We start from the raw sequence: 14,058 nt of genomic DNA, 5'->3' as shown, positions 1-14,058 counted from the left end.
CGCTCTAAATTTCTGTCCAACATGGTGTACTTTAGCAAGTTGTTCAAAATCCTGTCGCACAACAGGTTTAATTAGCTCATGAAATACGGTATTCTGATGGGACAAAACCTGAATCCTGGTCGTTAAAATGTTTGTTTGCACTCATATTTTAACTGTTAGGACTCAGGTTTTTTTATTTAAAGCAAACTATGGGACAGCAGTGGGCTTGATGCCCTTTTTTTCTTTTTCAATTCTTGGATGTTATTTAGTTCGATAGAAGCTGACATTACGGAATTCTGGTGATTCATCCAGATCTGGCCAGGTAGTCGCACTACGTTCATCCAGTTTGAGATATTGCGGATGACTAAAATTTTTCACCCGACTATCTGCGACCCAGACTTCTGGTGCAAATTTCAGGAATTCATCCAGGAAGAAACGGTTACACTGATCATAAAGCACATCTGCCGCTAGCAGTATATCCACCTGTTCTGCTTTATAGAGATCATCCAGATATTCCAGCTCAACATCATTTAACTCAGCATTGGCACGACAGGCATTCAGACTGACCTGATCGATATCACAACAGATCACACGTTTGGCTCCTGCCATTTTCGCTGCAATAGCAACAACACCTGATCCTGCACCAAAATCTAGTACCACTTTGTCTTTGACATGATGCGGTTCAGCCAGCAACCACTGTGCCATGGCCAATCCTGATGCCCAGCAGAAGATCCAGTACGGCGTATCATTCCAGATACGACGAATCACTTCATCATCTAGTTTGTCTGTCGGAAAGACTGGTGGAATCAGCCAGAGTGAAATCGGTGTTTCTGGTAGCTGCTGTGCCATCAGTTCACAATTAGGAATAACTTGGTGTAAGGCTTGAAGTAAATGCTCAGGGGCTTTAGGAAATTGGAAAGTACAGCTCATGAAGAAAGCCTTGATGCGAAAATATCTTTATTGGAATTTATACATTAATCGGATACATGACCACGTCATTCGCAGCTGTTCGAGGCAGACTGAAATCTAATTCGTCCTGTTTTTGCGACACATCAACCACGCAAAAGAAATATGACGAGTTCTGCGAATGACAAATGGTTTTGGTTACTTTTGCCGAAACAAAAGTAACGAATGAGCTTCTTACATCTATAGTCACAACGATACAACTCCGCCGTAACTAATTAAAATTTCAATTAACCCAAAGCCTTCTCAGCAGCTTCTACAGTTTGACGAATCAGCGTAGTGATTGTCATAGGACCTACACCACCCGGAACTGGGGTATAAGCAGAAGCGATTTCTTCGATACCGACTAATTGAATATCACCCACACCACCGCCATCACGTGGGTGGAAGCCAGCATCAACAACCACTGCACCTGGTTTAATCCAGTCTTTCTGGATCAGTTCAGCTTTACCCACCGCACCCACGATAATGTCAGCTTGTTTTACAAATTCTGGAAGGTTTTGAGTACGTGAATGGCAAATAGTCACTGTAGCATTCGCTTCAAGCAACATTGCTGCCATTGGTTTACCTAGAATCGCAGAACGACCAACCACTACCGCATGTTTACCTGCGATTTCAATATTGTTTTCTTTCAGGATGGTCATGATACCTGCAGGAGTAGCAGAACCATAAGCTGCTTCACCCATCGCCATACGACCATAGCCCAGACAAGTCACACCATCGACGTCTTTTTCAAGCGAGATAGCATCAAAACAAGCACGTTCATCAATTTGCGCAGGTACTGGGTGTTGTAAAAGAATACCGTGAACATCCGGATTTGCATTCAGTTTTTCAATTTCAGCAAGCAATTCTTCAGTAGTCGTTTCTTTTGGAAGCTCAACTTTTAGTGAATCCATACCAACACGGCGGCAAGCATTGCCTTTCATACGAACATAAGTTGCAGATGCGCCATCGTCACCCACTAAAATAGTCGCAAGAATTGGAGTACGACCTGATTTTGCTTTCAGCGCTTCTACGCGAGTTAACAAGTCAGCTTCAATTTGCTTCGCCAATGCACGACCGTCTAAAACTAATGCCACGGCACTTCTCCCAAGTGTTGATATGAATCAATTTTGCACATTCTACATGATAATTCTGAATATTTTCCGCCATATGCTGTTTTTATGCGCATACAAATGAATATCCTATTGTTTTTTTTTCAGAGCTTGATAATATACGCATCAACAAGACGCGGCGGGGTGGCAGAGTGGTCATGCAGCGGACTGCAACTCCGTGGACGCCGGTTCGATTCCGACCTCCGCCTCCAATCTTGTTAAAGCCCGAGTGGTGAAATCGGTAGACACAGGGGATTTAAAATCCCCCGCCCACAAAGCGTGCCAGTTCGAGTCTGGCCTCGGGCACCATTCTTCTACTACTGAAGATGGTGTAAATAAAGAACCCAGCGAAAGCTGGTTTTTTTATGCCTGAAATTTGCTAAATCTAATTCTCAATAGAGTCTTATTAGCATTCACCAACCTGCTCTGCTTTCTAAATATTATCCAGCAGAGCGTAAATAACCTTCCAGATCCTGCTGCAGTTTTTCCTGAAAATAAATCGGCTCAATGATCTTTACATGCGGTAGCCAGTAACGTACCAGTGGCAGCAACTGCATTTCATGACGAATCTGACAACTGATTAATAGTTCTCCAGACTCTGACTCCTGTTCGATCTGCTGTTCCGGAAATAAACGGCGCTCTTTAAAAAATACCGTGACTTCAGGTTGCACCTTCATCAAAACCTGCTGTTTTTGCTGGCCAAACCAGATGCTGTCTTCATCTGCCAGCATTTTCAGAACTTCAGGATCATGCTCAAAGCTTTCATTTTCAAAAACCAGCTTGACTTCCTGCAACTGACTTAAACGATAGGTTTTGAGCTCAGCTTCAGTGACACCGGCCAGATACCAGATGCCATGATGATGAATCAACCGGTATGGCTGGATGATTCGTGCTTGATCGGAATATTGCAGCTCAACCTGCTGCCGTTTATAGATCGCCCCTGCAAGCAGCTTGAAATGCTCGGCAAACTGTTTGGCATCTTCAAAATAATAGCCTTTTGCCGAAAATACCTGATTTGCCCGCTCATCCAGCAATTCACGAATAAAAGACATATCCAGTGCCGGATACAACTCACTGATTCCGGACAACTGTGCAAAATTCTGGATATCCTGCAACTTGAAACGCCCTAAATATGAAGGCTCAAGATAATAGCGTTTGGTATTTTCATCCTGTATGAGCGGTAAATATGCATTCAGACGAACAAAATCACGCTCAATGGTACGGGTGCTGACCTGAAATTCTCGTGCCAGCTCCTGCACACTTAACTGATGCCCTATATTAAGTTTGGTTAAAATATTTGCCAAACGGTCTGCGAGGCGCTCATGCGTTGACGCATTGCCCTTCATAAATACCCTCTTCGTGCCGCTTGTGCAGCACAATGAATCATCTGCTTAGAATTTTTAAATTATGGGAAAATTATACAGCCAAATAAAAACGAGATTAGAGTTATTCACTTCAACTTAAGGCTAATAGCAAGGTGTTTTTTAAGATTTTTTACGACGTTTGTAGTGAGGTTTCGGTGCTGAGTGGCTCAGCCGTTCCATATAGCGTTCCAGATGCAACATGGCTTGATACAGCTTGTGTAGATCGAAACGAAGTAACTGATTACGGATAATCGCTTTATGCAAACGCTTCAATGCACGAAAGCCATGTTCATGCGTATAAGGGGTGGACACTATCTTCATAATATACTTCCTTTTAATACGTGACATTTCATCTAATACCAAACAATTTAGTCAGATTATATTTAAGCGCTAATTTACTCCTCAGTTTTGACAGGTTGTGTCGAATAATCGACACTTTTTACCGTTTTTTTTAAAATTTACATCCCTATTTCAAGCAATTAATTTAAATTAGTTATCGTTTTTTATGCAAAATAAAAGCCAACAAAAGTTGGCTTTTAGTATTTCTATCACAAGAATAATTAGATGATTTCCACCACAATCTTACCGGTATGTTCACCTGTATCCATCGCTGCATGTGCATCCTGAATCTGGTCAAACTTGAAAGTTTTATAGATCATCGGTAAACATTCGCCTTTTGCCCAGAGTGGTGCCACATGCTCTTTCAGACCTTGGGCAATTTCAGCTTTCTCAGCCGTATTGCGTGCCCGCATGGTAGAACCAGTAATGGTCAAACGTTTCATCATAATTTGACCCAATTTTACCTCCTTAGCCTTAGCACCGCCCAGGAATGCGATATACACCAGACGACCATCACGACGCAGCAGATTCAGGTTTTTCTCCAGGTACGGTGCACCTACCATATCCAAGATCACATCTACACCAGCATTATCCGTGGCTTCATTGATGACCTGCTCAAAGTCTTGGGTCTTGTAATTGATTCCTGTGGTCAGATGTGAAATCGCCTGGATTTTTTCATCACTACCTGCTGTCGCAAAGGTTTTGATTCCTAATGATTTGCACAGCATTAAGGCCGTGGTCCCAATCCCGCTGGTACCACCATGAATCAGCACCGTTTCCCCTGCCTTAGCCTTACCCATCTGGAACACATTTGCCCATACAGTAAAGAAGGTTTCTGGAATCGCCGCAGCCTGTACAAAACTCACACCTTCAGGAATGTTTAAAGTCTGGCTTTCAGGCACGACGCAATATTCTGCATAACCACCGCCATTGGTCAGACCACAGACTTTGTCACCTACTTTAAACTGGCTTACTTCATTCCCGACTGCAACCACTTCACCGGCAACTTCCAGACCCGGTACAGGAGTCACTCCCTTAGGCATTGGATACAAGCCCTGACGCTGCAAGATATCCGGACGGTTAATCCCGAAAGCATGTACCTTGACCAGCACTTCGTCTGCTTTAGGCTCAGGGATGGCAACGGTTTCATAAGCGAGTTTCTCTACACCACCCGGTTCTGTAATGATGACTTGTTGCATGCTGTATTGCGTCATGGATTCTTTCCCTAATATTCATGTTTCGTATTTTTCGAACTTATTTGAACATAGAAATGCTATGGATTGAAGCAGCATGGACTTATGTATAATCAGCTGCCTATTTAGTAAATTGATATAAGACCACTGATGACAATAATTACAAAAGCGAAAACCGAGGATATCGACGCTATTCTTGAAATCTGGTTCCAGGCTTCTTTAAAGGCGCATGATTTTATTCCTGCTAGTTATTGGGAAAATCAGCTACTTCCAATGCGAGATGTATATTTACCCTTAGCAGAAAACTATGTCCTTAAAGAAAATCATACGGTACTTGGCTTTGTTTCATTATTAAAATCAGAAAATGTATTAGCTGCACTTTTCATTGATCCTGAGCAGCAAGGTGCTGGCTATGGCCGCCGTTTAGTTAATTTCTTAAAACAGCAATGTAATCAGCTGCATTTAAATGTCTATGCTGCAAATACATCAGCAGTTCATTTTTACCAAAAGCAGGGTTTTAAGGTGATCAATCAAGGAATCGATGAGAATACCGGTCAGGCTGAACTCACTATGAGCTGGTTTAAATCTTAATTTTGAAATGATGAGAGCAAATTCATGTCAGCAGTCATCCCCTACAATGAAGATAATTACAGTGACTTCGAATGGTTTGAAGGCTTTGCTGTGATCCGTTTCTATGCTGACTGGTGCAAGCCTTGTGTACAGAATTTTCCGGTTTTTGAGGAACTGGCAGCACAATATGCTGGGCATAACCCAGAAATTAAGTTCGGTAAAATCAATGTCGATCAATCACCGATTCTGACCTTACGCTATAATGTCTATGGCTTGCCTTCCACTCTAATCTTTAAAAATAGCCAGATTATTCATCGTATTGCGGGTGTGAAAAGCTTGTCTGAAATGAAATCTATTTTGTCTCAAGTTCTGAATAAGTCATCCGATTCCGACTGATTCGAATAAGCAATTTCTTATTTAGCAGATTGATCTGACATCTGCACAAACTGCATCAGGAATTTGCGTACCAGCGGCAATACAAGCAGAATCAGTGGAAATGCCACCAGCCATGACAGCCCCCAAGCATGTAACCATAGCGAGATAAACGCATCGCTCCAACCTTTATTCAGCAGCATATTAAAGCAGGAAATCGCACCGCTCATAATGCCGGAAAGGATTAAGGGCATTAACCAGTTCAGATGTTTTGGGTGAAATTTTGGGAGATTCTTTTTCATAAATGACCTTTAGAATACTTACTGTTCTTCACTTTGGGCTTTCACTGTCTGTTTTAAGGATTTCATAAACTGGGCAAATTGCGGCATGAATTCCTTGAAGAGTGGCAACTCTTTATTTTCCAGCATGACTTCACTAAACAGTTTTAAGCCGATAATAAATGCTTTGGTACTTTCCTCATCTAGCAACTGACTGGCTTGAAGTTTTTCCAGTATTTTAAAGATGTCATCGTGATTACCCACCTGAAACTGTAGCTCCTCAGTATAGGTTGATGGATTACCTTGGGCATCAGCCAGATGTTGAACAGTCACTTCATAGAGATGTTGTTTCATGTCCTGCTCCTACAGTTGACGGATATTAATTGCAGCCTGTTCAATCTGGGCAGCAATATCACTGATCTGCTCTGGACGAAGTTCATTTTGCAGTTTGAATCGTAGTGAAGCTTTCAGGCTTTCCATTGAATTATGGATATCGATATAGCGCTCATCTTCTTGAATGCGGCGACGGGTTTCAAAACGGCGAAGAACTCTTTGTAGAGTTTCCTGATTATCTTTCAGATGCTCACGACCTTTATCAGTAATGTGATATTGCTTACGTTCATCCACACTCATGATCACTTGGCTATATTGCTGTTCTTCAAGGTAGTTAATTGTTGGGCAGATCGTACCTGTACTCGGCTTATAGTTCCCCCCGACCAAAGCAGCAACATCTTTGATAATGTCATAGCTGTATTTGGGTGCTTGGGCAATAAAATGCAGCACAAGTAGTTTCATTTCACCTGCTTCAAAAAGGCGTTTACGAGGTTTTGGAGAGTTTTTTCGCTCTTCTTTTAATGCAGTATCAGAAGTTCTAGACATTGAAAAGATATATCTTAAATTTAATTAAGATATATCTTATCATAGATAATATTGAATTTATTTCAAGTGAAGCAATAAAAGTTAAATTTAAGAAGAAAAAATAGGCACGAAATACTTGTGAAAAACATCCTTCCTTATAAAGCCATTTTCTCAGTTGAGATTACAACAATTAACTGGGAACCTTTTGTATAGTTACTGTCTTATCTAAATGTATAAAAATAGATGATTTATAATCTTAGTCCCTTAACTTAAATTTTAACTTTTATATTCTCGTACCATCCGATCACTGACATCTTCCGGATAGCAAAGTGGTGCATAACCTCCAGCACGGTTATAACCACTACGCTTGCCGCAACGACTACCATTACGCGCTGTATTGTATGGACAAGGACAATTTCCCGGATAGCTTTCAATCGACTGTTGAATAATCTTCTGTTTAATTGCTTCCGCACTTTGGCTACTCTGCTTGGCTTCAGCTCCAAAAGCTGCACATAGTCCAACTAGTAATAATAATTTTTTTATACATCCCCTCCACCTGCGGAGCATTGTATAAAGCTACATATAAATTGAAAGATCACATTTTGAATAACCGAATGATTTTCAAACAATCAAAATTCAGGCAATAAAAAACCCGCCTTACAGCGGGTTTATCTTAAAATCAGTCCAGTCTTATAGGCGAACCAATTCCACAATTTTCTCAGCCAGTTCTTCAACTGCTTCTTGCGCGTAAGTCACATCTGTACCTTCTGCAAGGTCAGTAATGACTACTACACCAGTTTCACGAACAAGTGAAACCTGCTCAGCAGTCAGACCCGCTTTCGCAATCGCAACCACGCCTTGTTGAATCAACAGGCTTTCAAGCGCTTGTGCATTTTCCAGTGCTTTTGCAGTTACAGTGACCGCAGCAGGTTTTTGACCTAAACGTGCAGCACGCGCTTCAGCAGTAACAGGCTCGTTGTGTGCAGTCCATTCTACTGCAGCTTCAACCATACCTGCACCAACAGTCACGTTGCTTAGACGGTCGATGAAGATGAATGAACCGGTGTAACGGCTGTCTTGATAACGGTCAAATACCACTGGCGCATCAAATTCAATAGTGACGTCAGCAATCGCATTCAGATCAAGCTGCTCTACTTGTAATTTTTCCAATGTATTCACATTGGTACGGTAGTTGATTTTCGCAACTTTCGCTGGGATAGTTTGAGTACCAAACTTCACGTTATAAAGTTTGCCAACCACCAACGGCTGGTCGTTCATCCAAACCACAGATGCGCGAGCAGAACGTGAAATCAGCGGTTGTTCGCCCGCTTTTACCAACACGTTACCACGTGAAATATCAATTTCATCGTTCAGTGTTAATGTAATTGCCTGACCTGCAACAGCATGATCCAGATTACCGTCAAAAGTCACGATTTCTTTTACTGTCGATTTCTTGCCAGATGGCAGCGCAACAATTTCATCGCCAACTTTCACTTCACCCAGTGCGATGGTACCGCAGAAACCACGGAAATCGAGGTTAGGACGGTTAACGTACTGAACTGGGAAACGGAATTCATCTTTGCTGGTATTACGTGTAATTTCTACAGTTTCCAAAGTCTCCATTAAGGTTTGACCTTGGTACCACGGCGTATTTGGTGATTTGTTTACAACGTTATCACCGTTCAACGCAGAAATCGGCGTGAACACAATGTTTTCCGGCTTACGATCGCCCAACTGGTTCACGAACTCGTTGTACTCAGCCTGAATTTCATTGAAGCGTGCTTCAGAGAATTCAACCAGGTCCATTTTGTTCACTGCAACCACGATATTACGAATACCTAATAGGCTCGCAATAAATGAGTGACGACGTGTTTGAGTCTGAACACCGTAACGCGCATCGATCAGGATAATTGCAAGATCCGCAGTAGACGCACCAGTTGCCATGTTACGAGTGTACTGTTCGTGCCCTGGGGTGTCGGCAATGATGAACTTACGTTTTTCAGTAGAGAAATAACGGTAAGCTACGTCAATGGTAATACCTTGCTCACGTTCAGCTTGCAGACCATCGACAAGCAGTGCCAAGTCAGGAGCATCACCAGTAGTACCGACTTTTTTAGAGTCACGGGTAACCGCTTGCAGCTGATCTTCATAAATCAGTTTTGAATCATAAAGCAGACGGCCGATAAGAGTAGATTTACCATCATCCACGTTACCGCAAGTCAGGAAACGCAATAAGTCTTTATTTTCGTGCTGTTTCAAATAAGCCAAAATGTCTTGGCTAATAAGTTCTGATTGGTGAGACATCGCTCATAGCTCCACAAATACGTTGAAATCGGTTTCTTTTAATCCCTCTAAATCTCCCTTTGTTAAGGGAGACTTTTTTCTCCCCTCTTTGAAAAAGAGGGGCCGGGGGAGATTTCTCTTAGAAGTAACCTTCCTGCTTTTTCTTTTCCATCGAACCTGCTTCGTCATGGTCGATCATACGGCCTTGACGTTCAGATGTGGTCGCTAAAAGCATTTCCTGGATAATTTCCGGTAAAGTTGTTGCAGTTGATTCAACCGCACCCGTTAATGGGTAACAACCTAAAGTACGGAAACGAACCGATTTCATTTGTGGCACTTCGCCTGGATTCAGGCGCATACGCTCATCATCAACCATGATCAGTGTACCATTACGCTCAACGACTGGACGTTCAGCAGCTAAGTACAATGGAACAAGTTTGATATTTTCTAGGTAGATATATTGCCAGATGTCCAGCTCAGTCCAGTTAGACAGCGGGAATACACGAATACTTTCGCCTTTGTTCACTTTACCATTGTAAAGGTTCCAAAGTTCTGGACGCTGGTTTTTCGGATCCCAACGGTGTTTAGAATCACGGAATGAATAAACACGTTCTTTGGCACGTGATTTTTCTTCGTCACGACGTGCACCACCGAAAGCAGCATCAAACTGATATTTATCCAGTGCCTGTTTCAGACCTTGGGTTTTCATAATGTCAGTATATTTAGAGCTACCATAGTCGAATGGGTTTACGCCCGCATCACGACCTTCTTTGTTCTGATGCACGATCAGATCAAAGCCATGTTCTTTGGCCATGTTATCACGGAACTTGATCATGTCTTTGAATTTCCAGCCGGTATCTACATGAAGTAGTGGGAATGGAAGTTTTGCAGGATAAAACGCTTTCAGTGCTAAATGCAGCATGACTGCTGAATCTTTACCGATTGAATAAAGCATAACCGGATTTTCAAACTCGGCAGCAACTTCGCGAATGATGTGAATACTCTCAGCTTCAAGCTGTTTAAGATGAGTAAGTCTTTCCTCATTTAATGACATGGACAACCTGCGTATTACACGTGTACTTATTACACTTTATAAAATTTATATTCATTATAGTGATTAACTTTTCATAACGATTGCTTGTTTTGTGATATTCATATATTAAAACGTCATATAAAAATTCACTAATATCAACTATCAGTTTTTATGAATCTGATAGCTTAGCTAAATAAAGACAATTGATTGTTTAGTCAAAGCACTCTGGAAGATTACTTTTAGCAATGAAATGATATATTAATCATCTAAACGGACAGTTCACATCGTGGTGAAAAAAAATTAGAGTAGGATTAGTTCTTCCAATTTATAAACTATGTATGCCTTATAACGAATTTGATTTAGATACTTTAAAATCCCGTCTGGAACAGGCAAAACTTGCCGGTTTTATTTACCAGCACCAGCAACATATTTTGGTTCTTCAGGAACCCTATACTGAAGATGGCAGTCCTTTAAACATTTATATCCAGCATGAATTGACCGCGGATCAGATTGGCATGCAGTTTGGCCTGCGTAAGCTGAACGGTCAATGGGAATACCTGCTCGGTATGACTTATAGCAACCAGCAGGCAGGTTACGAAATAGGTGCCGGCAATCTGAGAAGTGATCAAAAAGCTTTCAATCTGCTTTATGCTTTCTATAACTATCCTAAAGCCTTTTTCTTGGTGGCCCTTCCTTTGTCTGCAAATACTCAGGCATTGGAACAGGCTCTCGACGAACAACTATTTAATCAGCCTGAACTTAAATTTCTGGAGACTGCAGTAAAAACCAATCCAATGGGCGAACAGGTGCAATGGATGAAGAACTATATCCTGCAACAAGCCCTAGAAATGAAAGTCCGTATCCAGACCGCCATCCTTTAATTCTTTTATACATCTACCTAGGGACAGAAAAGCAAATGTACACAATTGCTTTTCTATTCTTGAGATAAAACCTCAGATTCGCCCACCTATAAAATAGTCGACATTTATTTGCAGCTAAGAAAAGCTCATCACATATTGTTAAATTTTGGATTTTATCAAGCTATCCCGATTGGGATTTTTGTTGTTTTTTGCTTACAATTTTATTAATAACTGTTATCTTTAACAGGGTCATAAAATTTCTATAAAACCATAATTAGAGACAGAAACTCATGTGGGAACTGTTCATTCATCCTTCCAACATTGTATTTAGTATCAGTTTAAGCCTGATGCTGATGTTTGCTGCCTTGGAATGTGTCTTGCTGATGCTAGGAGGTGGTTCCCAGAATATGTTCGAACAATTTCTGCCTGAAGAACCGCTTCATCCGGAAGTAGGTATTGATCAGCAGACCGGCCTGTTCAATAAAGTATTCGACTGGCTTTATCTGGGTCGCCTGCCTCTCTTTATCTGGCTCATTATTTTCCTGACCAGTTATGGTCTGAGCGGTTTATTGATCCAAGGCCTGTTCGAACGATTTACCAGTCAGCTTTTAAATGCATGGATTATTTCTCCTGCCTGTTTATTTTTATGCATGCCGATTGTACGTGGGCTGTCCGTGCTTGCTGCCAAAATTCTGCCTCAGGATGAAACCATCGCGATCTATAGCGATGAATTGATCGGACGAACCGCTACCATTATTCTGGGAGATGCCAAAGCTAACTCCCCTGCTCAGGCCAAAGTTCAGGATCAGCATGGTAAGACCCATTATGTGCTGGTCGAACCTGAACGCAATGAAATATTTAATCAAGGTCAGACAGTTGTTCTGACTCAAAAAACTAAAAATGGCTTTCAGGCTATTGAACTTTAATTAAACCAATTTCCTATAAAAATCAAGCTTGCCCAAAGAGACTTTATAACAATGCTAAATTTTGATTTATATAATGTTTTGATTATTGCAGGGATTATATTCGTTGGCCTAGTCACCTTCGGATTAATCATTGCACGTTTATACCGTCGCTCCAGTAAAGAAATTTCTTTTGTGCGTACCGGTTGGGGTGGTGAAAAAGTGATTCTAGGTGGTGGGGCTTTGGTGCTACCGGTGCTACATGAAATCATTCCCGTCAATATGAATACCCTACGGCTGGAAGTCCGTCGTGCCGATGATCAGGCGCTGATTACCCGTGATCGCATGCGTGTCGATGTAATGGCTGAATTCTATGTGCGCGTTAAGCCTACTGCCGATTCGATTGCTACGGCAGCACAAACTCTTGGTCAAAAGACCATGTCACCAAATGAACTGAAAAATCTTGTGGAAGGTAAATTTGTCGACTCTTTACGCGCCGTTGCCGCTGAAATGGCGATGGAAGAATTGCATGAGAAACGCGTCGACTTCGTACAAAAAGTACAGCAAGTGGTATCTGAAGATCTGCACAAAAATGGTCTGGAACTGGAAACTGTTTCTCTGACAGGTCTAGATCAAACCGGCTTTAAATACTTCAATCCACAAAATGCGTTCGATGCTGAAGGTTTGACCAAACTCACTGAAACCATTGAAGATCGTCGCCGTAAGCGTAATCATATTGAACAGGATACAGATCTGGCCATTAAAGCCAAAAATCTGGAAGCCGAGCAAGCGCGTCTACAAATTATCCGTGAAGAAGAATATGCCAAACTGCAACAAGAACGTGAAATTTCGATTCGACGTGCTGAACAGTTAGCTGAAATTGCCGCTCAGGAAGCTGCAAAAAAACGTGAAGCGGAAGAAGCCCGTATTGCTGCTGAACGTGAAGTAGAACTGAAACGTATTCTGGCAGCTCGTGATGTTGAAAATGAAAACATTCAGAAAGCACAGCTCATTCAAAAAGCCCAAGTTGAACAGAAGAAAACTATTGAACTGGCTGAACAGGATCGTGCGATTGCGATTGCAGAGAAATCACGTGCTGAATCTGAAGCCAAAGCTTTAGCTGATCAGGCACGTGCCCAAGCGGTTAAAGCGGAAGAAGAAGTCGTTACTGTCCGTCAGATCCAGCAAGCAGAACGTCAAAAAGCTGTTGAACTGGTGGCAGCCAAAGAACAAGCTGAGAAAGATGCAATTGCCATTACCGTTGCAGCAGAAGCTGGCAAACAGGCAGCAGCCGATGATGCTGAAGCGGTTCGTATTGCCGCTGAAGCCGAAGCTGAAAAAGTTCGCCTGAAAGCCAAAGGTGAAGCGGATGCGAAAGTATTACTTGCCCAAGCGATGGAGAAACAGTATCAGGTCGATGCTGAAGGTACCCGTGCAGTGAATGAAGCAAATAATGTACTGTCATCTGAACAGGTGGAAATGCAAATCCGCCTAGCCATGCTGAAATACTTACCTGAAATCATTCGTGAAAGTGTTAAGCCGATGGAAAATATTGATGACATCAAGATTCTGCAAGTAAATGGTTTACATGGCACACATGCGGGCTCTTGTCAGGCAGATGCCCATCATGAAGGTAGCAATGTTGCCCTCTCCGATCAGGTGGTGAATAGTGCTTTGCGTTATCGTAGCCAGGCACCTTTGATTGATAGTCTGATGAATGAATTAGGCATTCAGGGCGGTGACATCAATGGCATGACCCAAAGCCTGAAAGCTAAAGCTGGTGTAGATAACTAAATACTCAATTTTCGAATTCTCACTTAGTTAAACTTTAATTTCCTTTTGTATGTCTTGTCCTGAAATAGATTGACAGTATTCCACTTCAAACCGAGTTAAGCAATTAGCTCGGTTTTAGTTTGCTCATACGTCTGATTCGGGGTGTTCATATTTAAACTTAAATGTGGTCTATAGCA

The 14,058-nt window shown here is 41.9% G+C and carries 17 protein-coding genes and 2 tRNA genes; 7 read left to right on the top strand and 12 right to left on the bottom strand.

Annotation, left to right across the window (positions count from 1 at the left end):
* From ACEWB7_RS15605 to folD, 3 genes are all read right to left on the bottom strand, one after another.
* Positions 1-105: DUF4372 domain-containing protein (locus ACEWB7_RS15605; RefSeq protein ID WP_392390348.1), on the bottom strand; the 105-nt coding region annotated here is incomplete at its 3' end.
* 135 nt (positions 106-240) lie between these two features.
* On the bottom strand, positions 241-909 hold the full coding sequence (locus ACEWB7_RS15600) for a class I SAM-dependent methyltransferase (protein ID WP_034704932.1): 669 nt from the start codon (positions 907-909) through the stop codon (positions 241-243).
* A gap of 263 nt (positions 910-1,172) precedes the next feature.
* Positions 1,173-2,021 (bottom strand): bifunctional methylenetetrahydrofolate dehydrogenase/methenyltetrahydrofolate cyclohydrolase FolD, encoded by an 849-nt coding sequence (gene folD / locus ACEWB7_RS15595; protein ID WP_034704935.1) that lies wholly within the window; start codon positions 2,019-2,021, stop codon positions 1,173-1,175.
* 153 nt (positions 2,022-2,174) lie between these two features.
* Here folD and ACEWB7_RS15590 point away from each other — a divergent pair.
* Both ACEWB7_RS15590 and ACEWB7_RS15585 read left to right on the top strand, forming a co-directional pair.
* A tRNA-Cys gene (locus ACEWB7_RS15590) sits at positions 2,175-2,248 on the top strand.
* An 11-nt stretch (positions 2,249-2,259) separates the two neighbouring features.
* Positions 2,260-2,345: transfer RNA gene (locus tag ACEWB7_RS15585), tRNA-Leu, on the top strand.
* A 131-nt stretch (positions 2,346-2,476) separates the two neighbouring features.
* On the opposite strand, the gene ACEWB7_RS15580 is transcribed toward ACEWB7_RS15585, so the two are convergent.
* The 3 genes from ACEWB7_RS15580 to ACEWB7_RS15570 form a co-directional block, all read right to left on the bottom strand.
* Positions 2,477-3,382 carry a helix-turn-helix transcriptional regulator gene (locus ACEWB7_RS15580; protein WP_034704938.1) on the bottom strand — a complete coding sequence of 302 codons (906 nt, stop codon included), beginning with the start codon at positions 3,380-3,382 and terminating at the stop codon, positions 2,477-2,479.
* Between the two features lie 138 nt (positions 3,383-3,520).
* Positions 3,521-3,721: a hypothetical protein gene (locus tag ACEWB7_RS15575; protein ID WP_034704940.1), complete on the bottom strand. Its 201-nt coding sequence runs from the start codon at positions 3,719-3,721 to the stop codon at positions 3,521-3,523.
* Between the two features lie 239 nt (positions 3,722-3,960).
* The gene (locus tag ACEWB7_RS15570) at positions 3,961-4,953 is read right to left on the bottom strand and encodes an NAD(P)H-quinone oxidoreductase (RefSeq protein WP_034704944.1); all 993 of its coding nucleotides are present in this window, start codon (positions 4,951-4,953) and stop codon (positions 3,961-3,963) included.
* Positions 4,954-5,082: 129 nt separating this feature from the next.
* Between ACEWB7_RS15570 and ACEWB7_RS15565 the strand changes: the two genes are divergently transcribed.
* Positions 5,083-5,523, top strand: coding sequence for an N-acetyltransferase (locus ACEWB7_RS15565; protein WP_034704947.1), 441 nt, complete (start codon positions 5,083-5,085; stop codon positions 5,521-5,523).
* 24 nt (positions 5,524-5,547) lie between these two features.
* Entirely contained in the window at positions 5,548-5,898 is a 351-nt protein-coding gene (locus tag ACEWB7_RS15560; RefSeq protein WP_034704950.1) for a thioredoxin family protein, read from the top strand.
* A gap of 17 nt (positions 5,899-5,915) precedes the next feature.
* Here the strand turns inward: ACEWB7_RS15560 and ACEWB7_RS15555 are convergent, their stop codons facing one another.
* The 6 genes from ACEWB7_RS15555 to cysD form a co-directional block, all read right to left on the bottom strand.
* The gene (locus tag ACEWB7_RS15555; RefSeq protein ID WP_034704953.1) at positions 5,916-6,176 is read right to left on the bottom strand and encodes a DUF2798 domain-containing protein; all 261 of its coding nucleotides are present in this window, start codon (positions 6,174-6,176) and stop codon (positions 5,916-5,918) included.
* An 18-nt stretch (positions 6,177-6,194) separates the two neighbouring features.
* Positions 6,195-6,506 (bottom strand): DUF3861 domain-containing protein, encoded by a 312-nt coding sequence (locus ACEWB7_RS15550; RefSeq protein ID WP_034704955.1) that lies wholly within the window; start codon positions 6,504-6,506, stop codon positions 6,195-6,197.
* A 9-nt stretch (positions 6,507-6,515) separates the two neighbouring features.
* Positions 6,516-7,031 (bottom strand): PadR family transcriptional regulator, encoded by a 516-nt coding sequence (locus ACEWB7_RS15545; RefSeq protein ID WP_034704958.1) that lies wholly within the window; start codon positions 7,029-7,031, stop codon positions 6,516-6,518.
* A gap of 255 nt (positions 7,032-7,286) precedes the next feature.
* Positions 7,287-7,553, bottom strand: a complete 267-nt coding sequence (locus ACEWB7_RS15540) for a hypothetical protein (protein WP_079281037.1) — start codon at positions 7,551-7,553, stop codon at positions 7,287-7,289.
* Positions 7,554-7,700: 147 nt separating this feature from the next.
* Positions 7,701-9,314: a sulfate adenylyltransferase subunit CysN gene (gene cysN, locus ACEWB7_RS15535; RefSeq protein WP_034704961.1), complete on the bottom strand. Its 1,614-nt coding sequence runs from the start codon at positions 9,312-9,314 to the stop codon at positions 7,701-7,703.
* 118 nt (positions 9,315-9,432) lie between these two features.
* Positions 9,433-10,347 (bottom strand): sulfate adenylyltransferase subunit CysD, encoded by a 915-nt coding sequence (gene cysD / locus ACEWB7_RS15530; protein WP_034170514.1) that lies wholly within the window; start codon positions 10,345-10,347, stop codon positions 9,433-9,435.
* 317 nt (positions 10,348-10,664) lie between these two features.
* On the opposite strand from cysD, the gene ACEWB7_RS15525 reads away from it, so the two are divergent.
* The 3 genes from ACEWB7_RS15525 (at position 10,665) to ACEWB7_RS15515 (ending at position 13,882) form a co-directional block, all read left to right on the top strand.
* The gene (locus ACEWB7_RS15525) at positions 10,665-11,207 is read left to right on the top strand and encodes a hypothetical protein (RefSeq protein ID WP_034704963.1); all 543 of its coding nucleotides are present in this window, start codon (positions 10,665-10,667) and stop codon (positions 11,205-11,207) included.
* A 269-nt stretch (positions 11,208-11,476) separates the two neighbouring features.
* Positions 11,477-12,112 carry a YqiJ family protein gene (locus ACEWB7_RS15520; protein WP_004782965.1) on the top strand — a complete coding sequence of 212 codons (636 nt, stop codon included), beginning with the start codon at positions 11,477-11,479 and terminating at the stop codon, positions 12,110-12,112.
* A gap of 51 nt (positions 12,113-12,163) precedes the next feature.
* Positions 12,164-13,882, top strand: coding sequence for a flotillin family protein (locus tag ACEWB7_RS15515; protein WP_034704966.1), 1,719 nt, complete (start codon positions 12,164-12,166; stop codon positions 13,880-13,882).
* The last annotated feature ends 176 nt before the right edge of the window (positions 13,883-14,058 follow it).

The sequence above is a fragment of the Acinetobacter sp. NIOH-H-8 genome (assembly GCF_046635365.1).
In the GTDB taxonomy this organism is placed as follows: Bacteria; Pseudomonadota; Gammaproteobacteria; order Pseudomonadales; family Moraxellaceae; genus Acinetobacter.
The sequence above is the reverse complement of the archived record's forward strand: the minus strand, read 5'-3'. Positions and strand labels throughout refer to the sequence as shown.

Excerpts from the sequence above, each read along its gene's own strand:
- cysN (WP_034704961.1), bottom strand. The coding sequence starts at position 9,314 with ATGTCTCACCAATCAGAACTTATTAGCCAAGACATTTTGGCTTATTTG.
- ACEWB7_RS15545 (WP_034704958.1), bottom strand. The coding sequence starts at position 7,031 with ATGTCTAGAACTTCTGATACTGCATTAAAAGAAGAGCGAAAAAACTCT.
- ACEWB7_RS15570 (WP_034704944.1), bottom strand. The coding sequence starts at position 4,953 with ATGACGCAATACAGCATGCAACAAGTCATCATTACAGAACCGGGTGGT.
- ACEWB7_RS15575 (WP_034704940.1), bottom strand. The coding sequence starts at position 3,721 with ATGAAGATAGTGTCCACCCCTTATACGCATGAACATGGCTTTCGTGCA.
- ACEWB7_RS15565 (WP_034704947.1), top strand. The coding sequence starts at position 5,083 with ATGACAATAATTACAAAAGCGAAAACCGAGGATATCGACGCTATTCTT.
- ACEWB7_RS15600 (WP_034704932.1), bottom strand. The coding sequence starts at position 909 with ATGAGCTGTACTTTCCAATTTCCTAAAGCCCCTGAGCATTTACTTCAA.
- ACEWB7_RS15580 (WP_034704938.1), bottom strand. The coding sequence starts at position 3,382 with ATGAAGGGCAATGCGTCAACGCATGAGCGCCTCGCAGACCGTTTGGCA.
- ACEWB7_RS15560 (WP_034704950.1), top strand. The coding sequence starts at position 5,548 with ATGTCAGCAGTCATCCCCTACAATGAAGATAATTACAGTGACTTCGAA.
- ACEWB7_RS15525 (WP_034704963.1), top strand. The coding sequence starts at position 10,665 with ATGCCTTATAACGAATTTGATTTAGATACTTTAAAATCCCGTCTGGAA.
- ACEWB7_RS15520 (WP_004782965.1), top strand. The coding sequence starts at position 11,477 with ATGTGGGAACTGTTCATTCATCCTTCCAACATTGTATTTAGTATCAGT.
- cysD (WP_034170514.1), bottom strand. The coding sequence starts at position 10,347 with ATGTCATTAAATGAGGAAAGACTTACTCATCTTAAACAGCTTGAAGCT.
- ACEWB7_RS15550 (WP_034704955.1), bottom strand. The coding sequence starts at position 6,506 with ATGAAACAACATCTCTATGAAGTGACTGTTCAACATCTGGCTGATGCC.
- ACEWB7_RS15515 (WP_034704966.1), top strand. The coding sequence starts at position 12,164 with ATGCTAAATTTTGATTTATATAATGTTTTGATTATTGCAGGGATTATA.
- ACEWB7_RS15555 (WP_034704953.1), bottom strand. The coding sequence starts at position 6,176 with ATGAAAAAGAATCTCCCAAAATTTCACCCAAAACATCTGAACTGGTTA.